The following is a 23,339-nucleotide window of genomic DNA, read 5'->3' on the forward strand; positions in this document are numbered from 1 at the left end:
GGCGCGGCCGAAGTGGTCCGCCCGGAAGAAAAGGAGCGAGCGCGCGAATCGCGGCACCACATCCGGGGCCGTCATAGACAGGAGCATCTAAGTGATGAAAACCAGAGGCCGGTCCACGATGACCGTACTGACTGCGGCGTCATTGACCATGGCAATGCTGGCAGGCTGCACGCAGAACGAAGGCACGACTGACGGTGAAAGCGCCAACGGTGAGGCCCAGGCCATCACTGTGTGGACGGCCGACACGCTCCCTGACCGGGTAGCCAAAACCGAGGCCATCATCGAAAAGTTCACTGCTGCCACAGGAGTGAAGGTTGACCTGGTAGGTGTCCCTGAAGACCAGTTCAACCAGGTCCTGACCTCCTCGGCCGCGGCCGGGGACCTTCCGGATGTCATTGGCTCCATTTCCCTGGCACAGGTCCGCACACTCGCGGCAAACGACCTTGTGGACGCCGACACCAACAAGGCGATCGTCGAGAGCTTGAACGAAAGCACGTTCTCGCCCCGGGCCCTTGAGCTGACCCGTGATGGCGATCAGCAGCTTTCAGTCCCCGATTCTTCATGGCAGCAGCTGCTCTACTACCGCAAGGACCTCTTCGAGAAGGCCGGCATCGCAGCGCCGAAAACCTACGACGACATCAAGGCAGCGGCGGAGAAGCTGGACACCCCTCAGCTGGCCGGCATCGCGGCGGCGAACAAGCCAGGCGAGGCATTCACCCAGCAGACCTTCGAGCATATTGCCCAGGGAAATGGCTGTGAAATGGTCAATGATCAGGGCGATATCACCTTCGACAGCCCGGAGTGCGTGGGAGCACTGGAGTTCTACCGTGACATGCTCCGCGATTACTCCGTTCCTGGCGCCCAAGACGTAGATACCGTCCGGGCTTCATACTTCGCGGGCCAGGCAGCAATGTCCATCTGGTCCACCTTCCTGTTGGATGAGATGGCCGGCCTGCGCAACGACGCTGCCCCCACGTGCCCTGAGTGCGCGGCAGACCCAGCCTTCCTTGCCAAGAACACCGGCGTTGTCACGGGCATCCAGGGCCCCGACGGTGACCAGCCTGCCCAGTTCGGCGAGGTCGTCTCCTGGACGGTCACCAAAGATTCCGCCTCCGATTCTGCCCGCAAGTTCGTGGAGTACTTTATGACCGAGGGCTACGTTGACTGGCTCTCCATCGCCCCTGAGGGCCGGCTCCCGGTCCGTGCCGGTACCGCAGAGAATCCCACCGAGTACGCAGACAAGTGGAAGACGATGCCTGCAGGCGTGGACAAGAAGGAGCCCTTGGGCAATTTCTACTCGCAGGACGTACTCTCCGCTTTGGAGCAGGGTCCCGATGAGCTGCGGCGCTGGGGCATCACCCAGGGCCAGGGTGACCTGGTAGGGGCAGCGCTGGGCGAATTGCCCATCGCCAAGGCCGTCAGCGATGTCACCTCCGGCGGCGTCGACCCCCAGACCGCTGCCAAACAGGCCGCGGAATCCCTTAAGTCCATCAAGGATTCATTGCAGTGAGTTCCACCAAGAAGGGCGCTTCTGCAGGTCCGGCGGCATCGGCCGCCGGCCTGCGGGGGCTCCGCAAGCTTTCACCGATGGCCCGGGAAGAACAGCGCGCCGGCATCACCCTGCTTTCCCCTACGCTGATCCTGGTTTTGGTCATGGTGGTCCTGCCGATCCTCTGGACCCTGGTCCTCGCCTTCCAGCGGGTCCGGATCCTGAATATCCGGACGGCGGGCATTTTTGGTCCCTACACCTTGGCCAATTTCGACAACGTGTTCTCAAGCAGTTTTTTCACTTCGCTCGGCACCACGCTCGCTTACTCCATTTTTGGCACCGCCGGAGCCATCATCCTCGGCCTCGTCGCGGCACTCGCCCTTCGAAAGCCCTTTAAGGGCAGGACCTTGATCCGCGCCTCCATGCTGATCCCCTATGTTTCGCCCATCGTTGCTGTGACTTTCACCTGGACCACCATGCTTGACCCCCAGTTCGGCCTCATCAACTACTGGGGCAAGCGCCTGTTCGGCTGGGAGGAATCAATTCCGTTCCTCAGCGAACGTGCCAGGGAAGTGTCAATCCTGGGCCTGAACGTAGAGGTCCCCACCGCGCTGATCGCCGTCATTGTGTTCGAGATGTGGCGGTCTTTCCCGTTTGCCTTCCTGTTTCTTACCGCCAGGCTCAACGCCGTACCGGAGAGCCTGGAAGAGGCCGCCCGGGTTGACGGTGCCACTCCCATCCAGCGGTTCTTCCACATCATCCTTCCGCAACTCCTGCCCACGATCGCCATGCTCTCCGTCCTACGCTTCATCTGGACGTTCAACAGCTTCGATGACATCTACCTGCTGACCGGCGGTGGCGCTGGAACCGAAGTAGTGGCAGTGACCGTGTTCAACTTCCTGACAGCCCGCGGCGACATCGGTGCAGCATCCGCCCAGGCCCTCATCCTGGCCCTCATCCTGGGCCTCTTCGTGGGAATCTACATCAAGTTCTTTGCCAAGAAAGAGGAGGTTTCCTGATGGCTGTTCCTGTCGAAACGCGGCGCCCGGCCTCCCCATCAAGGCCGCCCGAGGGCTCCCGATGGACCCGGGACGTCATCGAAACAAGAATCTTCGCTGTGCTCCGCTGGGTTGTGATTATCGGCCTGGTGCTGGTGACCCTGTTCCCGTTCTACTACATGTTCATCCTCTCCATCCGGCCCCTGGACTCGCTGCTCAGGGACCCGGGCTCGCTGGTCATCCCGTTCGGCGAACTCAACTGGAGCTCCTACCAAAATATCCTCACGCCTCAGGAAGACGGCGGGCAGGGCTTCCTGAAGTTCATGGGCAACAGTGCAATGGTGGCGCTGGGCACCGTGCTGATTTCGCTGATAGTCGCCATCCCGGGCTCCTACGCCATCAGCCGGCTCAACTTCTTCGGCCGCCGCCAGGTCAGTGCCCTGTTCCTCGCCGTCTACCTGTTCCCCAGCATCCTGCTGGCCATCCCGCTGTTCACCTTCTTCACCCGGCTCGGACTGCGCGGACAACTGGTAGCGCTTCTGATCGTGTACGTTGCCCAAGTCATCCCTGTGACCATTTACATGCTGCGCAACTACTTCGACACCATTCCCACCAGCCTTGAGGAAGCCGCCGCTCTGGACGGGTGCAGCAGGCTCGGCGTGCTGCGGCGGATCAGCCTGCCGCTGGCCATGCCCGCGATCATCTCCAACGGCCTGTTCGTTTTCATGATCGCCTGGAACGAATTCCTCTTCGCCTTGCTGTTCCTGGTCAACACCAGGCCCAGCTGGACCGTCTCGCTGGGCCTGTCCCAACTCGCGGGAAGCATTGAAGTTCCCACCACCGTGCTGATGGCCGGCTCAGTGATCCTCACCCTGCCCATCATCATCATCTTCTTCGCAGCCGAACGCCTCCTCACCGAGGGCCTCACCGCCGGGGCTGAGAAGGGGTGATGGGCCAGCAGGACAGCAGCGCTGGGCAACACGACGGGACCACGGCGGGACTCGCCGACGACGTGCGCCACCTGATGGAGGCGCACTGGCGCCCGGACCACGGCTACAGCGTGCCCAATCCCGGCACCTACCCGCACCTGTGGCTGTGGGACTCATGCTTCCACGCCATCATTTGGGCGAGGCTGGGCGACAGCCGGGCCTCCCTTGAGCTCGAAGCCGTCCTGGCCGGACAGCTGGCGAACGGGATGGTGCCGCACATGCGCTACGGCGGCGAGGGCCCGGATACCTGGCTTGGTCCGCTGACCGGAACGTCCTCGCTGACCCAGCCGCCGATGTTCGGGCACACACTCAGGGTCTTGGCCGGGACGGGCATCGAACTGCCCCAGGCCCTCCTGATGCAGGCCCGGGAAGGACTGGACTGGCTGTGGCATAACCGGCGCAGCCCGGAGGGGCTCATTTATGTGGTGCACCCTTGGGAGGCAGGCAACGACCATTCGCCGCGCTGGGATGACTGGGGCGCTCCGGGCCGGACCAAGGAGGGCTACAGCCGCCCCGCCCGGACGGCCTGGAACAAGGAGCGCATGCAGGACGTCTCCTTCTCCGACGACGGCGCAGCCACCTGGTCCACCAGCTTCGTGGCGTGCCCGGCAGCGTTCAACGCCTACACCGCCTTCAACTTCCGCGAACTCGCCACAGTCACGGGCGACGCGGAGCTTGAGGACAGGGCGGCGGAACTGGCTGCTGCCATGGATGAACACCTTTGGGACGGGGAGGAACGGCTCTGGTCCGACCTTTCCGTGGTGGGCGGCGGACCGTCAGCCAGGATCCCCATCAGCGACGGCGTCATGGGCGCCCTGGTCACGGCGGACGAAACCAAAGCACGGGCCGCCCTGGACCAACTGTCGGACCCGGCCAGGTTCGGCGCGGCGTTCGGCCCGGCCAACGTGGCCAGGAACCACCCTGCCTATGATCCGGACATGTACTGGCGCGGCCCGGCATGGCCGCCGCTGAACTATCTCTTCCAGCAGGCCTTCAAGCGGTTCGGCATGGAGCAGGAGGCCGCCGCGCTCACGGAGCTCACCGCGAAGGGTGCCACCGCCAGCGGCTGGGCCGAGTACTGGAATCCCGAGAACGGGCGCGGCCTCGGCGCGGTGCCCCAGACCTGGGCCGGCCTCGTCATTGCCATGCAGCAGTAACAGCCACGACGGCGGCGCGGGCCAGACACGCGTGGCCCGCGTCGTTCGGGTGGACCGTGTCCGCATCCAGCATGGAGGCAGCGTCCCAGCCGTCCGGCTCCACGACCACAACGCCCCGATGTGCGGCAGCGATGCGCCTGAGCTCCAGGTTGTAGGTGTCCACCAGTGCGTTGGAGCCGCGGTTGTGGGGCGCGTGCAGGCTGAAGTCCACCAAGTGCGGTTGGGCGAGGGCCACCACCTGGGCCTCGGGGGAGGCCTGCCGGAAAGCGCCCAAAATGGTCCGCAGCGCGTCCGCATACTGCTCGAGGGACGACGGCGAATCCCCGCCCAGACGCAAATCGTTCAAGCCCGTCATCAGCAAGTAGAGAACGGCGGGCGGGGGAGGGGCGGCCAGCGTGAGCGCCGCTGTTCCGGTGCTGCTGCTCCCACCCACGCCCCGGTTGTCCAAGTCCAGCCCGAGCCGGGCTGCCACCAGGGCTGCGAGGCACGAGGTCTTGGTGGAGGCACCGTCCCCGTCCACCCATGAATGACCGTATGAAACCATCTGCCGCACGCGGCACCTGCCCTTCACTGCCAGCGAGTCCAAGGTGGAGCAGCGCCTGCTGGTAACGTTATCAACAACAACCGCCTGATTGGAAGCCGATGAGCCACACTCCTCCCCGCAGCTACGACAAATTCCCCACCGTCACCGTTCCCGGCAACCACCGGGCCTGGTCGGGCAAGGAGGTGTGGAGCGAATTGGCCCAATCCGGCAGCAGTCCTCTCGTGGTGGACACCTACCCCGGTGTGGACCTGGACGAACTCGCGGCGACCCTCACCAAGGCACTTCCGGAACACCGGATCCTCAACGTGGAGGAGCTTGCCGCCCACCCCATCAGCCGCATCGATGAGCTGATCGCCGCCAACCTCACCGATGACAGGGTCTTTGGCGTCATGAGCCACCACACCCTGGTGGACTTTTACGACGCCGGAAGGCTGGCGGATCTCGGACGCCAGGCATCGGCGTCGGACGGTCCCGTTGTACTGGTGGGCTGGGGTGCAGCACTGGTGCCACTGGAGGACCGCACGCTGGTCCTGGCGGACATGGCCCGGTGGGAACTGCAGCAGCGGCAGCGCGCCGGTGCCCCCAATTGGCGCTGCGACAACGTCGGCGAAGACAACCTGCGCAAGTACAAGCGGAGCTTCTTTGTGGAGTGGCGCGTGGCGGACCGGCACAAACGGCAGCTGTTTTCGGCCGTCGACTACGTCCTGGACACCAACCGCGGCGTCGCAGAGGCCAAGCTGATCACCGGTAGTGCCTTCCACCAGGGGATGGCGGCCGCCGCTGCCGCCCCGTTCCGCGTCGTGCCGTTCTTCGACCCCGGGGTGTGGGGCGGGCAATGGATGAAGCAGGTGATCGGCCTGGATAGCGACGCCGAGAACTACGCCTGGTGCTTCGACTGTGTCCCGGAGGAGAACAGCATCCTCCTGGAGGTGGGCGGGGAGATCGTGGAGTTGCCGTCGGTGGACGTGGTGTTTACCCAGCCGGCCGCCCTCCTGGGACCGCAGACGTACGCCCGGTTTGGCGCCGAATTCCCCATCCGCTTCGACTTCCTGGACACTATGGAGGGCGGCAACCTTTCCCTGCAGGTGCACCCGCTTACGGACTACATCCAGGACCGCTTCGGCATGCACTACACGCAGGACGAGAGCTACTACATGCTGGACGCCGGGCCGGACGCCGTGGTGTACCTCGGACTGAAATCGGGCACCGATCCCCAGCAGATGCTCGAGGCTCTAAAGCAGGCGTCCGACGGCGGCACGCAGTTCCCGGCGGAGGATTACGTTAACGCCTTCCCGGCGAAGAAGCACGACCACTTCTCCATCCCGGCCGGCACCGTGCACTGTTCCGGTGCAAACTCGATGGTGCTGGAAATTTCCGCCACCCCATACATTTTCACGTTCAAAATGTGGGACTGGGGCCGGGTCGGCCTGGACGGTCGCCCACGACCCATCCACGTGGACCACGCGAGCCGCAACATCCAGTGGGACCGCGACACCGGGTGGGCGCGCGAACAGCTGCTGAACCAGGTGCAGGAGCTGGGCTCTGGGCCGGGGTGGACGGAGGAGCGCACGGGCCTGCACGAACTGGAGTTCATTGAGGTGCGCCGGCACTGGTTCGCGGACGTCGTGGAGCATGACACGAACGGCACGGTTAACGTGCTGAACCTGGTGGAGGGCCCGGAAGCGGTGGTGGAAAGCCCTTCCGGCAGTTTTGCTCCTTTTGTGGTGAGCTACGCCGAAACGTTCATCATTCCGGCCTCTGTTGGCGCTTACACCATCCGGCCGCATGGCGCTGGCGTCGGGCAGAAGCTCGGAACCGTGAAAGCCTACGTCCGCGGCACGGAGACCGCGCTGCCGGTGAAGGTCTCGGCCCAGTAGGCGGCGCCAATGAGGCCGGCTTCCTCGGAACGCTGCGCCCGGGTGATGGGAAACGTTGCCAGAGCCGGGACCGCCAGTGCCAGGCCTTTGCGGATGGCAGGTTCCACGATGTCCCAGGAACCTGCCATCGAACCGCCGATGATCAGGACTTCGGCGCCGAAGCTCGAAAGGTACGGGCCCACCGCTTCGCCCACAGCCGAGAAGGCCTGCTCCAGCACGGCGGCGGCCACAACGTCTCCTTCGCGGGCGGCAGCTGCGATCTCGTGAACGTCCGGAGTGCCGGCGTCAGGACTTGCTGAGGAGTACGCACGGCGGATCGCCCGGCGGGAAATTGTGTCCTCAAGCGGACGTCCCCGGTACTGCAGCAGGTAGCAGCTACCATCCGGCGGAACGTCGTTTCCGGTCTTGACCGGCACGCCGCCCTGCATGAAGCATGATCCCACGCCCGTTCCCAGCGTGATGCAGGCGGCCCGGTGACTGTTGCCCGCGGCGCCCAGCACGAACTCACCAATACCGAAGGCGTCTGCATCATTGAGGAAGGCCATGCTCTGCTGGGCCGGACCCAGCCGGCGCGCAAGTCCCGCCCCGACATCAACGCCGCGCAGCTGGTCAAACTTTCCCACGTCGGCGTAGCGGGCTATGCCATGGTGGTAGTCGAACGGCCCTGGCAGTGCCACTCCCCAAGCACCACTGTGCTCGTCACCCAGATCCCTGGCCGCCTGGGCGAGCTCGGCCAGCAGAACGTCGGCGGAGGCGCGGGCGTCCAGGTGTCGGCGAACCAGGCTGCCGGGCTGGACCTGCCAGCCACCCTCAGGCCCCCGGACCTTGGCGGCCGTCACATGGGTGCCGCCGATTTCCAGGACCGGCCTGAGCAAACTGTCATCCTTCATGCGCCCTCCCGGCACTTGGTAACGTTGACAGCGCCGGGCAGGAACCTGCCTTGTGGCACCGCCGAAAGAATCTTCTGGGTATGAACATGTCCCGCAGCAAAGCGTCCCCTGCAAAGGTCGGTGCCCCCGTCCGGGGTGCGGTCAAAGGTGCCCCCACCGTCCGGGACGTCGCCGCGCTGGCCGGAGTCAGCCCCATGACGGTCTCCAGGACCATGGCCGGTGGCCTGAACGTCCGGCCCGAGGTCCAGGACCGGGTACGTGACGCGGTGGAAAAGCTTGGCTACCGGCCCAACCAGAGTGCCCGGAATACGCGGCTCAGGAAACCCACAGGCCTGATCGGTATCGCCGTCACCAACCTGGACAACCCCTACTACGGACGCTTCGCCCTGGGTGTCCAAAAGGTCGCGTCCGCCCACGGGCGTCAGATCGTCGTGGGCAGCAGCGGGGAGGATCCGGCGCTGGAAGAGCAGCTGCTCAGGGAGTTCGCCGGCCGCCAGCTGGAAGGCCTCATCCTGGTACCCGCAGGCAACGGGCTGAACCAGGGCGCCGTGCAGCAGTTGGGCAATATTCCACTGGTTTTGGCCACCCGGACAGTGGAAGGCCTGGAGTGTGATGCAGTTTTGGTGGAGGACGTTGCCGGGGCTGCGGCCGGGACCGCGGCCCTTCTCGAGGACGGCCACCGCCGCATCGGCTTCCTGGGGGACGTGGACGGGATCTCCACCGCGCGGCGCCGCTTTGAAGGCTTTCGGCAGGCGCTCGAAAGGGCAGGAGCCGGTTTCGATCCCGCGCACCTGGCCAAGGCCCGCGACTCGGAGACCGCGGCTGAGGCCGTGGGCAGGCTCCTCGCCGGCCCGCATCCGCCCACCGCTTTCTTCTCCGCCAACAACCGCACCACAGTGGGGGCATTGCGGGCTATCTGCGAACGGCGTGACCGTGCTGCGCCGGGCTCCAGGCTGCCCGCGCCGGTTCCCGCACTGGCGAGCTTTGACGACGTCGAACTGGCCGACCTGCTGGGTGTCCCGCTGAGCGTGATGTCCCACGATCCGTGCGAACTGGGTGCCGCCGCTGCGGACCTGCTGTTCGAACGGCTGGCGGGAACGGCCGACGGCGGCCCGCGGCTGGTTCAGCTGCCGGTCACCGTGCGGCGCGTCTAGCGGGGCTGTCGCGGCACGCACCCTAGGCGGTCGTCAGGATCTCGGCCACCCGGACCAGCCGCTGCTCACGGACGGACTGAGCCGCTGCTTCCACCAGAGCCTGGACCCTGAGGGCCCGCTCCGCATCTGCGGTTACGGGCGTGCCCAGCCGGACGGCGTCGGCGAATTCCCGGCGCAGCACTGGCCAGCATTCGGCGTGATCCATGCCCGCGGTGGTGTAATCCAATGTCCCTGCGGCCGAGTAAACGCTGAGCGTGGTCCTCACCTGGGCAAGCTGCACGGACCCCGAGATGGCCGCTTGCCCCGTAGCGCCGCCGTCGTGGTGCGTGGTCAGTGCCATGTAGTCCTTGGTGCCGTCAGCACTGACGGCCTCAACAGTACCGGCGGCCAGGTCCATCAGGTCCAGCAGGTGTGGCCCCAAATCATGCAGCGGGCCGTACTCATCCCGCCAGCCCTGCCGGCCTTGCGCACTCAGGAAGCCCGAATCGAGGAACCCGCCGTGAAGGTAGCTTGCAGACACGCCCAGGATGGAGGCTTTGCTCCGAAGTTCGGCGGCGGCTGCAAGGAAGTCGCGGGTCCGCGGGTGGTAGCGCTTGGTGAGGACGACGGCAGTTGCCACGCCGTTGCGCCGCGCAGCTTCGGCGACAGCGGAGGCTTCGGCCATTGACGCCCCCAGCGGCTTTTCCAGCAGAAGGGCCAGCCCCGCATCGGCCGCCTGTGGTGCGAGTTCGGCCTGAACGGGTGGCGGGACAGCGAAGTCAACGGCTTCGCATGAGGCAAGGAGCTCCTCGAAGGAGGCGAAGGCCGGGACTTCATGCTGTCGTGCCAGCCGCGCGGCGTTGTCGGCGTGGGCAGACCAGACGCCGGTCAGTTCTGTTTCGGCGCCAGCGCTGTGCAGGGGTGCGTGCATGGTGGCCGCCCACTGTCCAGCTCCCACGAGCCCGACTTTGACAGGGGCGTAGTTGGGAGCGGAACGCCCGGAAGCGGAGTCGGAAAGCATGTGATGAAGATACTGCACATTCTGCCTAACGTCTATACACAAGTGGGCTAGCGCTTATGCTAATGTCGGTTACGTCACATCCTTTCAGGACCTCTCCGACCACCTAAGGACCGCTACAAAAGTGTCCCGCTTCCTTCGCATTGCTGCACCGCGCAGCGTCGCTGTCATTGACCAGCCGTCGGCCCCGCTGGAACCCGGCCAGGCACGTATCAGGACCATCTACTCCGGCATCTCGGCAGGCACTGAGCTGACGGCCTACCGGGGCACCAACCCCTACCTCACCTCTGTCTGGGATCCTCAGTCCCGACTGTTCCAGCCCGGGCACGAAGCGCTTGGATACCCGCTGGATGGCTGGGGCTACTCGGAAGTTGGCGAAGTCGTTGAGATTGCCCCGCCCGCACGCCAGGATGCCGGAGCCGCCGAAGCAGAACCTGCAGTGCGGGTGGGCGACGTCGTCTGGGGTATCTGGGGTCACCGCGACGAAGGGATCCTCGCTGCGGAGTCACTGCGCGGCCACGTGCTGCCGGAGGGGATAAGCCCGCTGGCCGGCGCCTTCGTCCGGGTGGGGGCCATCGCATTGAACGCCGTCCTTGCCGCAGACCTTGGCCCCGGTTCCACGGTGGCCATCTTTGGCCAGGGCGTTATCGGGTTGCTGGCAACCCGCTTCGCAGTGCTGAACGGTGCAAGCGTCATTGCAGTGGATGGCATCGAGAACCGCCGCGACCGCGCCCTGGCCTGGGGTGCCGAGGATGCCCTTAGCCCGTCGCCGGAACTGGCTGGCGAGATCCGCCGGATCACGAGCGGCGCCGGTGTGGACGTGGCCATCGAACTTAGCGGCAACTACCGGGCACTCCATGAGGCCACCCGGGCCGTGGGAGCGGACGGCACCGTCATCGCTGCCGGTTTCTACCAGGGCGAGGCTGCCGGTGTCCGCTTCGGTGAGGAGTTCCATCACAACCGCGTCCAGCTTCTGGCTTCCCAGATCGGCTCCGTTCCCAACCGCCTTCGTTCACGCTGGACGGTTCCGCGGCTGCAGCAGACGGTGGCGGACTATCTCGCCAAGGGGTTGCTGGATGCCCCGTCGCTAGTCACCCATACCTTCCCTCTCGCGGATGCCGCGAAGGCCTATGAACTGCTGGACACGGATCCCCAATCCGCGCTTCAGGTTGTATTGGAGTTCTCATGACGTTGATTACCGTGCAGGAACAGCACCTTTCCGGCAGCAGCCTGGAGGAAAAATTCGACCAGGCGTTAGCGTGGGGCTTCGGGGGGATTGAACTGCGGTCTGCAGGGAACCTGCAGTTCCAAGACCGGTTGCCCGAACTGCGGCGCGCCCGTGATGCAGGGGTGGTGATGCCCACCGCCTGTGTTGAGATGTCCCACTTTGTTGGGGCGTTCGATGACGCGCTCCGGAAGGACGCCGTCGCGCAACTGAAATCGCAGCTCAGCGTCATGGCGGAAATCGGCGGACGAGGGGTCATGACGCCGGCGTCCTACGGCATGTTCTCCAAGCGGTTGCCCCCGTTCGTGCCGCCACGGACTGACGAGGAGGATACGGCGGTCCTGGTGGAAGCCTTTACTGCTCTCGGTGAGCACGCGGCGTCAGAAGGAGTGGAGATCTACCTGGAACCACTCAACCGTTACGAGGACCATATGATCAACCGCCTCGCCGATGGCGTGCGGCTGCTAAAGCTCGTTGGCCAGGACGCGGTCCGGCTGGCACCTGACACGTATCACATGAACATCGAGGAAAGTGATCCTGCTGCAGCGCTGCAGGAGGCTGCCGCGTTCATCGGGCACATCCAGGCAAGTGACTCCAACCGATTGGAACCCGGCGCCGGCAACGTGGACTGGGCGCTGTTCGGCGCCACCCTTAAATCCATTGGGTACCAGGGGACCGTGGCCTTGGAATCCCGCCTCTCCGGCCCCGCAGAGGAAGTCCTGCCGCGCGTACCCTCCCTGCTGGGGCGCTACCTGTGAGCGCCGCAGCAGGCCCGGGTAACGGGGGCACCCCGGTGTCCGCCGGGCAAATCGCAGCCCGCTCCACTGCCGTCCTTGAATCCAACTGGCGCAAGACCCACACCGTCCCAGCCGCCGGCCTCTACCCGCACCAGTGGAGCTGGGATTCCTCCTTCATCGCCGTAGGCCTCAGCCGGGTGTCACCCCGCCGCGCCGGCCAGGAGATGGACGCCCTCTTCGCCGGGCAATGGGACGACGGCCGGCTGCCGCAGATCGTCTTCGACCCGCACCGGGACCAGGACTACTCACCCGGTGCATCCTTCTGGCAGTCCCGGCAAATCCCGGGTGCTCCGGAGTGGGTAGAAACGGCGGGTCTGGTCCAGCCGCCCAACCACGCCTGGGCGGTGTGGAAGATCCACCAGGCCGACCCCGCCGAATCCCGCCGCCGGTCCTTCCTGGAACGGAACTACCCGAAGCTGGTCCGGTGGCACGCATACCTTTCCGGCCGCCGCAACAGGGGCGGGTCCGGGCTGGCGTCCATTGTGCACCCCTGGGAATCAGGCACGGACAACTCCCCGCTCTGGGACACCGTGATGACCCGCATCCCGGCGGACTGCAAAACCGAACTCAACCGCCCCGACCTGCAGCACGCGGACCCGGGCGAGCGTCCCAGCCAGAAGGAGTACGGCAAGTACTTCTGGATGGCCGAACGCTACCGGGACCATCACTGTGACGACGCCGATGCGCACTACCCGTTTTTGATGGAGGATCCGCTCTTCAACACCCTCCTGGCCGTTTCCGAACTCGCCCTGGCGGACATCGCGGCGGAACTCGGCCTGCCAGGCACCGCCCACCGGACGCGGGCCAAGCTCATCACCGCCGCCCTGGAGGAGCTCTACGTTCCGGAACTTGGCTGCTACTCAGCCCGCGATATCACCGATGGAAGCGTTGTCCACAAAGCCACCATCAACGGCCTGATCCCTTTGCTGCTGAGCGGCCACACCCACACCGATGACCTGCTCGCCACACTGAACGGGCCACGCTTTATGGCCGGTAAAGCGCTGCTCGTACCCAGCTATGACGCCACCGCCGATGACCACAACCCAGCCCTCTACTGGCGAGGACCAGCCTGGTTCAATATGTCCTGGATGGTGGCCGAGGCGCTGGAACGGGTGGGCCGCAGGGAGCAGTCGAACTACCTCCGCGGCAACATCGGCAGGCTTGCCGCCGAGCACGACTTCCCGGAATACGTCGACCCGTGGACCGGAGCCGCCCACGGCACCCGCAGCTTCAGCTGGACTGCCGCACTGGCATTAGAAACTACATACCCCAGGAGCGCTTCATGACCGCCCTCGCCCCTCCTTCCGCAGTCTCGGTTCTGGTGGCACACGGCGCCATGATGCGCGGCGCCGCTGACGGCAGCGTCGGCAATGCCGCCGCCCCTGCGGTGGGGACCGAAGGCCTTTATGTGGCGGACACCCGCCTTTTGTCCCGCTGGATTCTGGAAATCGACGACTCCACCTTCTGGGAGGTGGGAAGCGTTCGCGAACCGGGCCGTCGCCACACTGCCCTAAGCCCAGCGGCTCGGCGGAACCAGACCCACGACCTCGTCGCCTTCCGTACACAGGAACTGAACGCCGGTGGTCTCACGGAGACCCTGTCCATCCGCAACCTCGGCCGGGAGCCCATCACAGCGCGGCTGCAGCTGCGGGCAGGAACGGATTTCGCTGACCAGTTCACTGTGCGCACCGACGGCCGAACCTTCGATCTCAGCGGCGCCACCAGCAGCCTGAAATTGCTCGACGACGGCTCCCTCACATTCGACTACACCCATACATTCGGCGGCCGGACCTTTGAAGCAGGACTGCATCTCACGGCCAGCACGAGACCTTCCGTCTCGCCTGAACCGGAAGCCGGCCGATTCGTGGGCGCCGTCTTGTCGTGGGACCTGCCACTGGCTGGCGGGGAGACGAAGACCCTGACGATAGCCGCCCTGTCCGTTGGGGATTCCCGTCCACCGGCTCCCACCCCGGCAGGAAGTGCTGCCGACGGAAGTGCTGGTGCTGTGGACCCGCTGGCACGGCAAAGCCTGAAGGACCTCGATTCGCTGCTGATGCCCTGCCCGGTGCAGCCCGCCCTGACCATTCCCGCGGCCGGGTTGCCCTGGTTCCTCACCCTGTTCGGCCGGGACTCCCTCCTGACGTCCATGCTCACCCGGGCTGAACGCCCGCAGCTGCTCGGCGATGTCGTGCGTGCCCTCGCCGCCACCCAAGGCACCGTCTACGATCCGCTGCGTGTGGAGCAGCCGGGCAAGATGGTCCACGAGGTGAGGGTCAGCGAGCTGGCACAGCTCGGCGCCGTGCCCTATGGCCGGTACTACGGCACAGTAGATTCCACGCCCCTGTTCCTGATGGCCCTAGGCTGCCTGGACGATCCCGTGCTGCTCCGTGAGCTTGAGCGCCCTGCCCGCGCCGCCGTGGAGTGGATTCTGGGTGACGGCGGCCTGTGGGACACCGGCTTCCTCCGCTACACTCCTGACCCCAACGGGCTGCTGCACCAGGGCTGGAAGGACTCCTTCGACGCTGTTGCCGACGCCGACGGCCGGGAACCGGCCGGCGCCATCGCGCTGGCTGAAGTTCAGGGCTACACCTGGCGCGGCCTGCAGGAATGTGCCCGCCTAGCGGCAGAGCAGTGGGGGGACCAGGCCTGGGCGGACACCCTGCAGCAGGTCGCGAATGAGCTCAAGGCTCGCTTCCGCCAAGAGTTCTGGATGGAACAGCACAACTTCCCCGCTTTGGCAGTGGACGGCGATGGCTGGCAGGTGAACGCACTGGCCTCCAACGCCGGGCACCTTCTCTGGACGGGAATTCTCGACCCGGAGGACGCCCGTGCGGTGACCTCACGGCTACTTCGGGAGGATTTCTTCACCGGCTGGGGTATCCGCACCCTCGCCACCGGACAGCGCTACTATCACCCGATGTCCTACCACAACGGCTCTGTCTGGCCGCACGACACGATGCTGGCAGCCGAAGGAATGGCCGCGTACGGCTTCTTGGCTGACGCAGAAAGAGTCGCGGACGGCATGCGGGAAGCAGCCATGCACTTTGGTAACAGCCTGCCGGAGTTATTCGGAGGGTTCTCCCGCGCCGATTTCCCCGTGCCCGTGCAGTACCACCATGCAGGCTCACCCCAGGCCTGGGCCGCCGCCGCCGGACTGGCTGCCGTCCGCCTGACAGGAGGGGCGAACGCGGCAGTGGGTGGATACAGCGGCGCTCCAGGCACCACAGTCCCCGCGGCCACCCCCGCAAACACCGGACCGGCAGAAACTGTCGGCTCCGCGGGTTGGTGAACGATTTGGAGAAGCAGACCGAGGGGCGCAGTGCCGGAATGGTGGAGGTCAGAGTGCAGGAAGCAGGCCAGGTCCGCGAGGCACTCGCAGGTGCCGTACTCGAGGTGCGGGAGGCAGCCGACAGGTACTCCACAGGCATCATGATCACCGATGTCGGCGAGGGCTGCTACGTGGTGCGGGCGCATCCGGCCGTGCCCCACGGATTGATACGGGAAACAACCTAGGCTTGCGACACGCTCTCAGGACGAGGCAAAGGAACTCACTAACTTATGCCTCTGCCGAACCTCTCCACGTCGGTTTAGGCACGGATACATCAGTCGGGCGGCCTAGGCGGTTTCCAACGATCTCCGCGGCCTCGCCGATTTCCCTCGCATCCGAGTGATTAGAACCCCGAGAGATCCATAACAAAGGGAAGAAGAAGCACATGACCGGTACTTGGTTCGCCGTCGAGAATAACAATGAACAGCTATTCTCGGTCGACGAAGTAAAAGTCTCCTTCAGAAAGGATCCACACATCGCGAGAGTATGGACTATGTCGTATACCCAACTGTCCGATCTCCAGAGCGCCATCGAAGCCCACCGGCCGACGGCCTGAGAACTCATCCTTGGGCGGGCGGAAAGGACTTCTCGTTCCAACGTAAATCAAATCCGGTGTTCCGATGGAGCCTTCGCTGGCCAATGGGGCATCTGCGGGTGCGGGGCCGGCGACGGCTGGGGGAGGCGTTCGTGGTCTCAGGCGAACACCCTCGTCGCCGGCTCCGATCATCACCATATGGCCGCTAACTTCGCGGGGGCTCGAGTGATTGGTAGCGTTTCGTAAGGCCCAAGTACCTGCTTAAGGTTCGGGGGGTGGGACGTGCCGCTCCCAATCAGTCGGCTGGCCCCCATGAGGGGAAATTGACTCTTTGGGGTCCGTCCACGACGACGTTGACTCGCCCGCCGCGGGAGACGGTACAGATCCGGTCGATGCTTGCCTCGACGTCGAAGCAGCCGCTGAGCATCTGGCGACCGTCTGGTGACCACACTCCCTTGAAAAATTTCAGCCGGGTTGTTGCATTCTGAAGGATACGCAGGTCGCTTCCGTCCGGACGGACGGCGAGAATTGAACCAGAACCTGGTGCTGTAGGGCTCTCTGGTGCGATGTTGAAGGTGATCAGTCGGCCGTCGGGGGACCAGTCGGGATGCTCCAAACCGGCCCGTGGCGCTAGCACTTCTCGAAGGCCCGTACCGTCGGAGTTGATCACGTAGATCGCTTCGAGTTGCCCGTCAGGGCTGTCCCCGAAGATGCGGCCGAATGCGATTCTGGTCCCATCGGGAGAGAACACCGGCTCGACATCCAAGGCACCGTCTGTGAGCTGTCGAGGATCAGATCCGTCTGCACCCATGACCCAGATGGATATGGCGAAATTCGCTTCATCAACCGGGAACGGAAATCCGTTATAAGCAATCGATTGACCGTCGGGAGACCACTTGGGACTTTCCTGCACTCCCGCTGCTGACGTAACTGCTGTCCGGTGCTGCCCATCAGGATCGATGGTCGCGATGTGCACGCCGGTGTCGTCGATGAAGTCAAAAGCAATCCGGTTGCCGTCCGGCGCCCAATCTGAGAAATTAGCCTGGTCTTCGGTCAAGCGCCGCTGTCGAGAGCCGTCGGATTCAGCCACCCACAGGCTCAGACCGGCCAACGCCGGATCGAACCGGCCAAAAGCGATGTCTCCATTTTCCGGGCCCCGACGGTCATCGCCCCTGGAGGCTGTGGCAGGAATGGGACCCGTCAAACATAGAGCCGACGCCAGTAAGGCGATGAGGGCTGGCCTGATGCTCATGCACTTCTCCTTCAATCGTCCCGGCACCGCTGTCGGGGCTTGACTACGTTGAAGGAGACCTCTTCGTGTGGGTCACACTCCTCTCAGGAAACGGCGCTGTCAAGACTTCGACGTTTCGGGGAAGTTTGCTATCTCCGCTGCATTCTCGGTCGCCCAAGCCATCCTGGACATAGTGGCCGCCGTAGCTCGTATTAGAGATGTAAAGGACTCAGCGGGCGCTGGCGCCAGTGGAGCGGGCAAGCGCGGCGGCCACGTACGCGGCGTCGCGGCCCACCCCGTAGATGGTCATGGAGCTCAACGCGAACTGAAAGGGGAGGCCCATGAAGCTGAGCCCGGCCCAGTCCTCTGACATTCCGCGTGTGTGCCGTGGCAGCCCATCCTCGTCCACCGGGAGGTCCTGGATCCAGGTGAAGTCGTGCCGGAAGCCCGTGGCCCACAGCACCGAGGAGACCGTGAGGACCCGACCGTCCTCAAGGTCGGGCTGCCCGTCCCTGGTGCCGGCAAGCCGGGCGCCGCGCGCAGCGCCGGCGGCCATGAGGTCCTCCGGGCTGATGCCGATGAGAGGTCCGCCGCCGCCGCGGATGACATCTCGCACGGACCCGCGTCCGATGGGCGTGGCCCGGGTGAAGACGTGGTGGAAGATCGCCAGCAGCAGCCCGAAGGCGTGGTCGGACACGACGCGCGGAACCCTTGGGGTGGGCTTGCCGGCCACTGTGACGTCCCGACCGGAGCGGGCAAGCTCGACGCCGAGCTGGACTCCGGAGGTGCCGCAGCCGACGACGAGGACCGGCCCCTCGGGCAGGTCGGTGGGCCGGTGGTAGGCGGAGCTGTGCAGCTGGGCTATCGACGGATCCAGATCCTGGCCGATTGTCGGGATGCGGGGGTGCGTGGCGAAGCCGGTGGCGACGACGACGCGCCGGGCAAGCCATGCGCCCTCATCCGTCTCGGCCGTGAAGCCGGCGCCTGTCGCAGTGCGTTTGAGGCCGCGAACATGCGTGTGCGGATGCAGCGGGACATTGAATCTCTCGGCATATTCGTCGAGATAGCCGCCGAACTCTGAGCCTCTCGGGAGATAGCGCCGGGGCGCCGGGAAGGGCATCCCGGGGAGCGAGGACAAATGCGCTGGTGTGAAGAGCCTCAGCGTGTCCCAGCGGTCCCGCCACACGTCTCCCGGGGCTGCGCGGCCGTCGACGACGGCATGCTCGACCCCGTGCAGCGCGAGCTCCCGGCTCACCGCTAGGCCGCATTGACCCGCGCCGATCACGAGCGTGTCTGTCTGCCTGTCACCCAGTGCCCATCACCCCTTCAGAAACCCGACCGGCCCGCACGCTCGCCCCTGAACTGACGCAATCGCGCTGCTAAAGGGGAACCTGCTCCTCTACCGTTACTCGTATATTGCGCATTACCCGCCTCGTTAGCTTCCGACCGCTGCCCAAAGTCACGGCGCTCCATGATGAACTTACTACCCATGTCCATGGCACCGGGCGTGACGCAGCGTATGGCCACAACCTCCTTTTCCCACAACGGCTGAGTCTCAAGAATTCTCGTTCCCACAACGTCGAAGACTCCAGAAGGAGGTCGGTTGACATAGATTGAATCCGTATACCGCAGCATGGTGCGCCTTCCTGAGACCGCGATCGAAACAGGGTATATGCCAAGTCAGGCGGATGTCCCGCCACCTGGCTTTCCCAGCTGTTCTCAGTCTCTGCCGCCTGACGGTCTTCCGCCAGTGCCGGATGCGGATGCCCTGAGAGGTGCGTTTTGTAGCGGAAGATATCGCCGCAGCCATGCCGTGCCAACGATCAAGAAAGAGTCGAATTCGAGGCGGCTGTCGCTGAGGCGCTTGCCTCAGTCCAGTTGGTGCTCACTCGGAAGCGAAGCCTGCATTATTTGTCTCCTCGCCGGGAGCAAGGCAAGTTAGGCCTCGGCGCTTAGCGGTCTTTGCAGCGCGAGGTGGAGCATCGGCAGAATATGACAGTAACGCAAGTGGGGAGCAGCAGTGGGTAACCGAAGCAAAGGAATGGCGCAGGACCGGGACTACGCGTCAATGATGGAAGATTCGCTTTATGCTGTCCATGCCGGGAAACATCCACCGGCGGACTTGTGGCCAAGCCGCTGGACTGTAAGGAAGCGATGATGACTCGACCAAAGGGACGTCGGGCCAGGACGGCACCTGCGCCGGTTGACCGGAGCAAATTCGTCCACATCGACCGGCCAAGTAACGCATCGCTCCGCGGTGCGGTCATTGTGGGATGGATCCTATGGATGGGCGCCGGAGCCACCATCGCCTCCTGCTCATTGCTCCCCTTCAGCCCGGATGCGGAGATCTTTATCTAATCGCGGCCATCATCGGTGCTGCCTTGGGCGGAGTCATCTACGTACGGACAAACTTGCGCGACGGCAGGCGCCGGCGGGACGACTTTGTCAGGTCGGGCGGCGACCCGACCGGCATGAGCGACATGATGTTCGGCGTTATGCGCGGAAAACGAACCGAGGAAGGCAAGTGGATAGTCCCCGAGCAAGGTTCCGGGGACTACCAAGGCATCTGACTTCTCAGGTGATGCGTCCGGTCAGTCCCCGGTCAGGCCGGGCTGACGAGCACAATGATGACGTGAAGGGGTCACACTTGACGACTCTCGCCAACCGGGCGACGGCATCCCATCAACTGCTCGTCCACAGGTGTCCCGACGGGGTCTCGTCGGGACACTTCCTTTTAATGTCCGCCTGACGGCCTGCGAAGCCGGCAGCCCTGGTGTCCTTAAAACAGCGGCCAGGGCACCGCGGGCATGTCACCGCTCGGAGCCGGAAACCGCCCCGTCAACCGTAACCGGGTGCAGCGCGCGCCGAGTGAGGCAATTTCTTCGGCGCTGAGCAACTTCGCGAGGTTTCGGCCCAGCTCACCGTGCAGTCCTTCGATGACGCGATCGACGCCGTCGCATTCCTGGTCGGTCAGAGTCTCTCCCAGCCACCCCCACAGCACCGTGCGCAGCTTGTGGTCACGGTGAAAGGTGAGTCCATGGTCCACGCCGTGCCGGTGTCGGTCTGGCATGGCAAGGATGTGATCGCCTTTGCGGTCAGCGTTGTTGACAACCACGTCGAATACCGCCATGCGCCTGAGCTCCGGTGTGTCCTCGTGGACGAGGGCGACCATCCGTCCCGTCTCATCCTGGCCCTTGAGGACATGCTTCCACCCGGTCTCCGGTACGTCGCCGGCAGCAACGAGATCCACCGCGTTCTGGTCGGGGTCGGCGTCCTGCCACAGCTGCACCATTCCCTCGCCCAAAGGACCATCGCGGAGCCAGGTGCGTGGCACGACGTTCCAGCCGAGGACCTCAGAGACCAGGTAGGCGGCGACCTCCCGGTGGGCAAGGAAGCCGTCGGGAAAATCCCACAGCGGTTTCTCCCCGGCTATCGGCTTATAGACAACCGTGGTGTCGCCGATGGTGCCCACAAAGGTGGCATTCGACGCCGTCCTGATCCGCCCCGTGAGCGTCAGCTCGGCAGTCAGCAGGTCGGGCGCGGGCATCAGACCTCGGGCAGGGTGCAGACGTGCCCGTCGGCGTCCACGGGATAACCGCAGAGCGGGCATGCGGGACGCCCGGCGCCCACCACCTCACGGGTCCGCTTAGCGAATGCGCGGGCGGCGCCAACCGGCATCCGCACCAGCAACATTTCGGGCACCTCAGCATCAAGCGGTTCGTCGTCGTCATCTACATCGATGATCGGGTATGCCTCTATGACCACCTGGGCCGTCGTGGGGTCCCAACCCAAGGTCATGGCACCGGTTCGGAACTGCTCCTCGACCGCCTCGAGCTGGTCATTGTCGACGAGTTCGATGGGAGTACCGGTGGGAACGCTGAAGGGGTTGCCCTCGAGGGTGAGGAGCTGATCGAGGATTTCGTCAATCTTCTCTGCAAGCTGGGCCGACTGCTGCTTCTCCAGCGCAATGCTCACAATTTGCTTGCCCGTGCGTACCTGCAGGTAGAACGTGCGTGACCCTGGAACGCCGACGGTACCGATGACGACGCGGTCAGGCCAGGCAAACTCGTGAACAAGTGTGGGCATGTCAGTATTTTAGGCACATAAGGTTACTGGGCCGTCTGTCCGGCACCGCCACCCACCGGCGCATCGCCGGAGTTGACGCCTTTCGACAGCCATGACAGATCCCCCGCGTCGGTGTTTGTCGCATAGACGCTCGGCCGAACAGCACCATAGTGCACGATCGATACGGAGGCCGGGCCCACGTTGATGCGCTGGAACAGGTCGAGGTGCATACCCAACGCGTCGGCAAGGATTGATTTGATGATGTCACCGTGACTCACTGCCACCCACACGGCTCCTGGCCCGTACTCTGACTCGAAGGCTGCATCGTGCCGTCGGATTGCTGCTACCGACCGGGCCTGCATCGCCGCCATGGATTCACCGCCGGGAAACACGACGGCGGACGGCTGCGACTGCACGGCCGCCCACAGGTCTTCGGTGGCGAGATCGGTGAGCATGCGGCCCTGCCACTGGCCATAATCGCACTCGGTGAGATCGGGATCGGTGGGCGCAGAAGGACTACCAGCCTGGCGATCGAGGATGAGCTGGGCGGTTTGCCGGCAACGCTCGAGGGGGCTCGATACCACCCCGGCCAAGGGCACGGCTGCGAGTCTGTCCCCGGTCAAGGCCGCCTGCTCGCGCCCGAACGGGTCCAAACTGACGCCGGCCGCCCTGCCCGCCAGCAGTCCAGCGGCGTTGGCTGTGGTGCGGCCATGCCGCACGAGAATAACTGTCGCCATCCCTACAGCCTAACCAGCGTTCTTCGCTGAAAGTGGCAGAGCACCGCAGAACTCAGTAGCGTCGTTCCCGCAAAGCATTCTCCGGCAGTTAGGTACTCCTTGGGCAAGAACAGTAAAAACCGTCGCTCCGGCAAGGGTTCGGCGGGACAACGCCGCCCGGGGCCGGTCTCCCTCAGTTCCTTCCGTGCCGCCCGCGCCCTGGACGCATTGGCGCCGGCCTATGTCCAATGGTTCGACGACGGCACGCCCGGAGCGGGCGCCGCTGCCCTGCAATACCTGAAGCTGATGGAACCCACCATCAGCCGCTATCTGGAGACCACTGCTGCGCCCGACGTGACAAGCTTCGACCCGGCTGCCCTGGCCAACGCCGTCGCGGAGGAAGTCACCACCGCCGGCCGTGCGCAGGATCCCGAAACCGCTGACCCGGAACAGGCTGCCCTGATCGTTGATTCTGTCCGCAGTTACCTCGAGTTCCTGTCTGAAACCGGCCGGTGGACCGGGCCGGCGGAGCGGTTGGCCGAAGCCCTGGACTTCTTCGACAGCCTCGCCGACGGCGACGACGGACAGGAGTCCATCGAGGTTCCGGACATTCCCCAGGAGCAGGCACTGGCAGCCTTCACCGCCCTGCCTCTGATCCAGAAAGCAACAGCCCTGCTTCGATGGATTGGCGACGGGAAGCCCGTGACCGGAACGGGCGCCCTTCGCCTGAAGGACATCGAGGAGGCCGCCGCCTGCGTCGGCGTGTCGGCCAGGGGCGGCACCAAGCGGGCAGATGAGCCCGGCGATGTCCCCACCGTGCGCAGCATGTACGAGGTGCCCCTGCTTGCCGAAATCTGGGCCACGCTTCAGACCGCCGAGCTAATAAGGGTCAAGCCGACGAAAGTGGTGCCCTTCGAGGATCCCGCGCACTTCCTGGACGGCAGCGCCGCGGAGCAGCTGGACGACTTCACCATGTTCACGTCATGTTTCCTGGAGCAGGCCGTGCTGCGGCTTGATCCCGAGGAGCCCTGGGAGCATCCACTCTCCGCAGTGCAGGTGTCCATCCTGCTGGCGGCAGCCACGGCGGAACCACCGTCAGTGGAACGCATGAAGGCAGCCCCAGATCGTGCGCAGGAAGCCGAGAAGGCTGCCGTCACCGACTTGACCAGGGTGGCCATGGCCCGGTTGGAGGAACTTTCAGAACTCGGGCTGCTGACCATTGACACCCATTTCCGGGTGCCCCCGGTGCTTATCGGCTGCGTCGCAGACACTTTCGACCATCCATCGCTACTGGCAGAGCTTGGTCTGGGAGCGGCTCCGGACGATGAAGCGGAAGCGGGCTGACAG

Annotated in this window: 21 protein-coding genes; 13 read left to right on the plus strand and 8 right to left on the minus strand. The window is 64.8% G+C overall.

Annotated features, from left to right (window positions below):
• Nucleotides 1-94 precede the first annotated feature (94 nt).
• Genes DXK94_RS15755 through DXK94_RS15770 form a run of 4 tightly spaced genes read left to right on the plus strand, consistent with a single transcriptional unit; the run spans nucleotide 95 to nucleotide 4,633 of the window.
• Nucleotides 95-1,510: an ABC transporter substrate-binding protein gene (locus tag DXK94_RS15755; protein WP_115525692.1), complete on the plus strand. Its 1,416-nt coding sequence runs from the start codon at nucleotides 95-97 to the stop codon at nucleotides 1,508-1,510.
• Nucleotides 1,507-2,508, plus strand: a complete 1,002-nt coding sequence (locus tag DXK94_RS15760) for a carbohydrate ABC transporter permease (RefSeq protein WP_115525693.1) — start codon at nucleotides 1,507-1,509, stop codon at nucleotides 2,506-2,508. Before DXK94_RS15755 ends, DXK94_RS15760 begins: the two co-directional genes overlap by 4 nt.
• On the plus strand, nucleotides 2,508-3,437 hold the full coding sequence (locus DXK94_RS15765) for a carbohydrate ABC transporter permease (protein ID WP_115525694.1): 930 nt from the start codon (nucleotides 2,508-2,510) through the stop codon (nucleotides 3,435-3,437). The genes DXK94_RS15760 and DXK94_RS15765 overlap by 1 nt, the downstream gene beginning before the upstream one ends.
• Nucleotides 3,437-4,633: an MGH1-like glycoside hydrolase domain-containing protein gene (locus DXK94_RS15770; protein WP_115525695.1), complete on the plus strand. Its 1,197-nt coding sequence runs from the start codon at nucleotides 3,437-3,439 to the stop codon at nucleotides 4,631-4,633. The genes DXK94_RS15765 and DXK94_RS15770 overlap by 1 nt, the downstream gene beginning before the upstream one ends.
• On the opposite strand, the gene DXK94_RS15775 is transcribed toward DXK94_RS15770, so the two are convergent.
• Nucleotides 4,614-5,177: an SGNH/GDSL hydrolase family protein gene (locus tag DXK94_RS15775; protein WP_181884852.1), complete on the minus strand. Its 564-nt coding sequence runs from the start codon at nucleotides 5,175-5,177 to the stop codon at nucleotides 4,614-4,616. The two genes, DXK94_RS15770 and DXK94_RS15775, sit on opposite strands and share 20 nt — an antisense overlap.
• A gap of 98 nt (nucleotides 5,178-5,275) precedes the next feature.
• On the opposite strand from DXK94_RS15775, the gene DXK94_RS15780 reads away from it, so the two are divergent.
• Nucleotides 5,276-7,054 carry a class I mannose-6-phosphate isomerase gene (locus DXK94_RS15780; protein WP_115525697.1) on the plus strand — a complete coding sequence of 593 codons (1,779 nt, stop codon included), beginning with the start codon at nucleotides 5,276-5,278 and terminating at the stop codon, nucleotides 7,052-7,054.
• Here DXK94_RS15780 and DXK94_RS15785 read toward each other — a convergent pair.
• Entirely contained in the window at nucleotides 7,003-7,944 is a 942-nt protein-coding gene (locus DXK94_RS15785) for an ROK family protein (RefSeq protein WP_115525698.1), read from the minus strand. The two genes, DXK94_RS15780 and DXK94_RS15785, sit on opposite strands and share 52 nt — an antisense overlap.
• 80 nt (nucleotides 7,945-8,024) lie before the next feature.
• Between DXK94_RS15785 and DXK94_RS15790 the strand changes: the two genes are divergently transcribed.
• Complete coding sequence (locus tag DXK94_RS15790) at nucleotides 8,025-9,098, plus strand: LacI family DNA-binding transcriptional regulator (RefSeq protein ID WP_115525699.1); 1,074 nt, start codon at nucleotides 8,025-8,027, stop codon at nucleotides 9,096-9,098.
• 22 nt (nucleotides 9,099-9,120) lie between these two features.
• Here the strand turns inward: DXK94_RS15790 and DXK94_RS15795 are convergent, their stop codons facing one another.
• Nucleotides 9,121-10,098 (minus strand): Gfo/Idh/MocA family protein, encoded by a 978-nt coding sequence (locus DXK94_RS15795; RefSeq protein WP_115525700.1) that lies wholly within the window; start codon nucleotides 10,096-10,098, stop codon nucleotides 9,121-9,123.
• A 121-nt stretch (nucleotides 10,099-10,219) separates the two neighbouring features.
• Here DXK94_RS15795 and DXK94_RS15800 point away from each other — a divergent pair, with 121 nt between their 5' ends.
• Genes DXK94_RS15800 through DXK94_RS15820 form a run of 5 tightly spaced genes read left to right on the plus strand, consistent with a single transcriptional unit; the run spans nucleotide 10,220 to nucleotide 15,630 of the window.
• Nucleotides 10,220-11,284, plus strand: coding sequence for a zinc-binding alcohol dehydrogenase (locus DXK94_RS15800; protein ID WP_115525701.1), 1,065 nt, complete (start codon nucleotides 10,220-10,222; stop codon nucleotides 11,282-11,284).
• On the plus strand, nucleotides 11,281-12,078 hold the full coding sequence (locus DXK94_RS15805) for a sugar phosphate isomerase/epimerase (RefSeq protein ID WP_115525702.1): 798 nt from the start codon (nucleotides 11,281-11,283) through the stop codon (nucleotides 12,076-12,078). Before DXK94_RS15800 ends, DXK94_RS15805 begins: the two co-directional genes overlap by 4 nt.
• Nucleotides 12,075-13,403 carry an MGH1-like glycoside hydrolase domain-containing protein gene (locus DXK94_RS15810; protein ID WP_115525703.1) on the plus strand — a complete coding sequence of 443 codons (1,329 nt, stop codon included), beginning with the start codon at nucleotides 12,075-12,077 and terminating at the stop codon, nucleotides 13,401-13,403. Before DXK94_RS15805 ends, DXK94_RS15810 begins: the two co-directional genes overlap by 4 nt.
• Entirely contained in the window at nucleotides 13,400-15,406 is a 2,007-nt protein-coding gene (locus tag DXK94_RS15815; RefSeq protein WP_115525704.1) for a glycogen debranching N-terminal domain-containing protein, read from the plus strand. The genes DXK94_RS15810 and DXK94_RS15815 overlap by 4 nt, the downstream gene beginning before the upstream one ends.
• A gap of 5 nt (nucleotides 15,407-15,411) precedes the next feature.
• On the plus strand, nucleotides 15,412-15,630 hold the full coding sequence (locus DXK94_RS15820) for a hypothetical protein (protein ID WP_395929589.1): 219 nt from the start codon (nucleotides 15,412-15,414) through the stop codon (nucleotides 15,628-15,630).
• Nucleotides 15,631-16,275: 645 nt separating this feature from the next.
• Here the strand turns inward: DXK94_RS15820 and DXK94_RS15825 are convergent.
• Nucleotides 16,276-17,232, minus strand: coding sequence for a PD40 domain-containing protein (locus DXK94_RS15825; protein WP_115525706.1), 957 nt, complete (start codon nucleotides 17,230-17,232; stop codon nucleotides 16,276-16,278).
• A 208-nt stretch (nucleotides 17,233-17,440) separates the two neighbouring features.
• Nucleotides 17,441-18,496 (minus strand): NAD(P)/FAD-dependent oxidoreductase, encoded by a 1,056-nt coding sequence (locus tag DXK94_RS15830; protein WP_258868573.1) that lies wholly within the window; start codon nucleotides 18,494-18,496, stop codon nucleotides 17,441-17,443.
• Nucleotides 18,497-19,365: 869 nt separating this feature from the next.
• On the opposite strand from DXK94_RS15830, the gene DXK94_RS21280 reads away from it, so the two are divergent.
• Nucleotides 19,366-19,569 carry a hypothetical protein gene (locus tag DXK94_RS21280; RefSeq protein WP_147294391.1) on the plus strand — a complete coding sequence of 68 codons (204 nt, stop codon included), beginning with the start codon at nucleotides 19,366-19,368 and terminating at the stop codon, nucleotides 19,567-19,569.
• Between the two features lie 421 nt (nucleotides 19,570-19,990).
• Here DXK94_RS21280 and DXK94_RS15840 read toward each other — a convergent pair whose 3' ends face one another.
• Genes DXK94_RS15840 through DXK94_RS15850 form a run of 3 tightly spaced genes read right to left on the minus strand, consistent with a single transcriptional unit; the run spans nucleotide 19,991 to nucleotide 22,013 of the window.
• Nucleotides 19,991-20,758, minus strand: coding sequence for an SCO1664 family protein (locus DXK94_RS15840; protein WP_079596278.1), 768 nt, complete (start codon nucleotides 20,756-20,758; stop codon nucleotides 19,991-19,993).
• Nucleotides 20,758-21,297, minus strand: a complete 540-nt coding sequence (locus DXK94_RS15845; protein ID WP_079596277.1) for a DUF3090 domain-containing protein — start codon at nucleotides 21,295-21,297, stop codon at nucleotides 20,758-20,760. Before DXK94_RS15845 ends, DXK94_RS15840 begins: the two co-directional genes overlap by 1 nt.
• Before the next feature lie 23 nt (nucleotides 21,298-21,320).
• A complete protein-coding gene (locus DXK94_RS15850) occupies nucleotides 21,321-22,013 on the minus strand; it encodes an MSMEG_4193 family putative phosphomutase (RefSeq protein WP_079596276.1) in 693 nt (230 codons plus the stop codon).
• Nucleotides 22,014-22,112: 99 nt separating this feature from the next.
• Between DXK94_RS15850 and DXK94_RS15855 the strand changes: the two genes are divergently transcribed.
• Complete coding sequence (locus tag DXK94_RS15855; RefSeq protein WP_079596275.1) at nucleotides 22,113-23,336, plus strand: hypothetical protein; 1,224 nt, start codon at nucleotides 22,113-22,115, stop codon at nucleotides 23,334-23,336.
• Nucleotides 23,337-23,339 lie beyond the last annotated feature (3 nt).

Origin of the sequence: Arthrobacter sp. RT-1 (genome assembly GCF_003367205.1) — a bacterium.
In the GTDB taxonomy this organism is placed as follows: domain Bacteria; phylum Actinomycetota; class Actinomycetes; order Actinomycetales; family Micrococcaceae; genus Arthrobacter.

Excerpts from the sequence above, each read along its gene's own strand:
- DXK94_RS15755 (WP_115525692.1), top strand. The coding sequence starts at position 95 with ATGAAAACCAGAGGCCGGTCCACGATGACCGTACTGACTGCGGCGTCA.
- DXK94_RS15765 (WP_115525694.1), top strand. The coding sequence starts at position 2,508 with ATGGCTGTTCCTGTCGAAACGCGGCGCCCGGCCTCCCCATCAAGGCCG.
- DXK94_RS15770 (WP_115525695.1), top strand. The coding sequence starts at position 3,437 with ATGGGCCAGCAGGACAGCAGCGCTGGGCAACACGACGGGACCACGGCG.
- DXK94_RS15775 (WP_181884852.1), bottom strand. The coding sequence starts at position 5,177 with ATGGTTTCATACGGTCATTCATGGGTGGACGGGGACGGTGCCTCCACC.
- DXK94_RS15780 (WP_115525697.1), top strand. The coding sequence starts at position 5,276 with ATGAGCCACACTCCTCCCCGCAGCTACGACAAATTCCCCACCGTCACC.
- DXK94_RS15785 (WP_115525698.1), bottom strand. The coding sequence starts at position 7,944 with ATGAAGGATGACAGTTTGCTCAGGCCGGTCCTGGAAATCGGCGGCACC.
- DXK94_RS15790 (WP_115525699.1), top strand. The coding sequence starts at position 8,025 with ATGAACATGTCCCGCAGCAAAGCGTCCCCTGCAAAGGTCGGTGCCCCC.
- DXK94_RS15795 (WP_115525700.1), bottom strand. The coding sequence starts at position 10,098 with ATGCTTTCCGACTCCGCTTCCGGGCGTTCCGCTCCCAACTACGCCCCT.
- DXK94_RS15805 (WP_115525702.1), top strand. The coding sequence starts at position 11,281 with ATGACGTTGATTACCGTGCAGGAACAGCACCTTTCCGGCAGCAGCCTG.
- DXK94_RS15815 (WP_115525704.1), top strand. The coding sequence starts at position 13,400 with ATGACCGCCCTCGCCCCTCCTTCCGCAGTCTCGGTTCTGGTGGCACAC.
- DXK94_RS15825 (WP_115525706.1), bottom strand. The coding sequence starts at position 17,232 with ATGAGCATCAGGCCAGCCCTCATCGCCTTACTGGCGTCGGCTCTATGT.
- DXK94_RS21280 (WP_147294391.1), top strand. The coding sequence starts at position 19,366 with ATGATGACTCGACCAAAGGGACGTCGGGCCAGGACGGCACCTGCGCCG.
- DXK94_RS15840 (WP_079596278.1), bottom strand. The coding sequence starts at position 20,758 with ATGCCCGCGCCCGACCTGCTGACTGCCGAGCTGACGCTCACGGGGCGG.
- DXK94_RS15845 (WP_079596277.1), bottom strand. The coding sequence starts at position 21,297 with ATGCCCACACTTGTTCACGAGTTTGCCTGGCCTGACCGCGTCGTCATC.
- DXK94_RS15850 (WP_079596276.1), bottom strand. The coding sequence starts at position 22,013 with ATGGCGACAGTTATTCTCGTGCGGCATGGCCGCACCACAGCCAACGCC.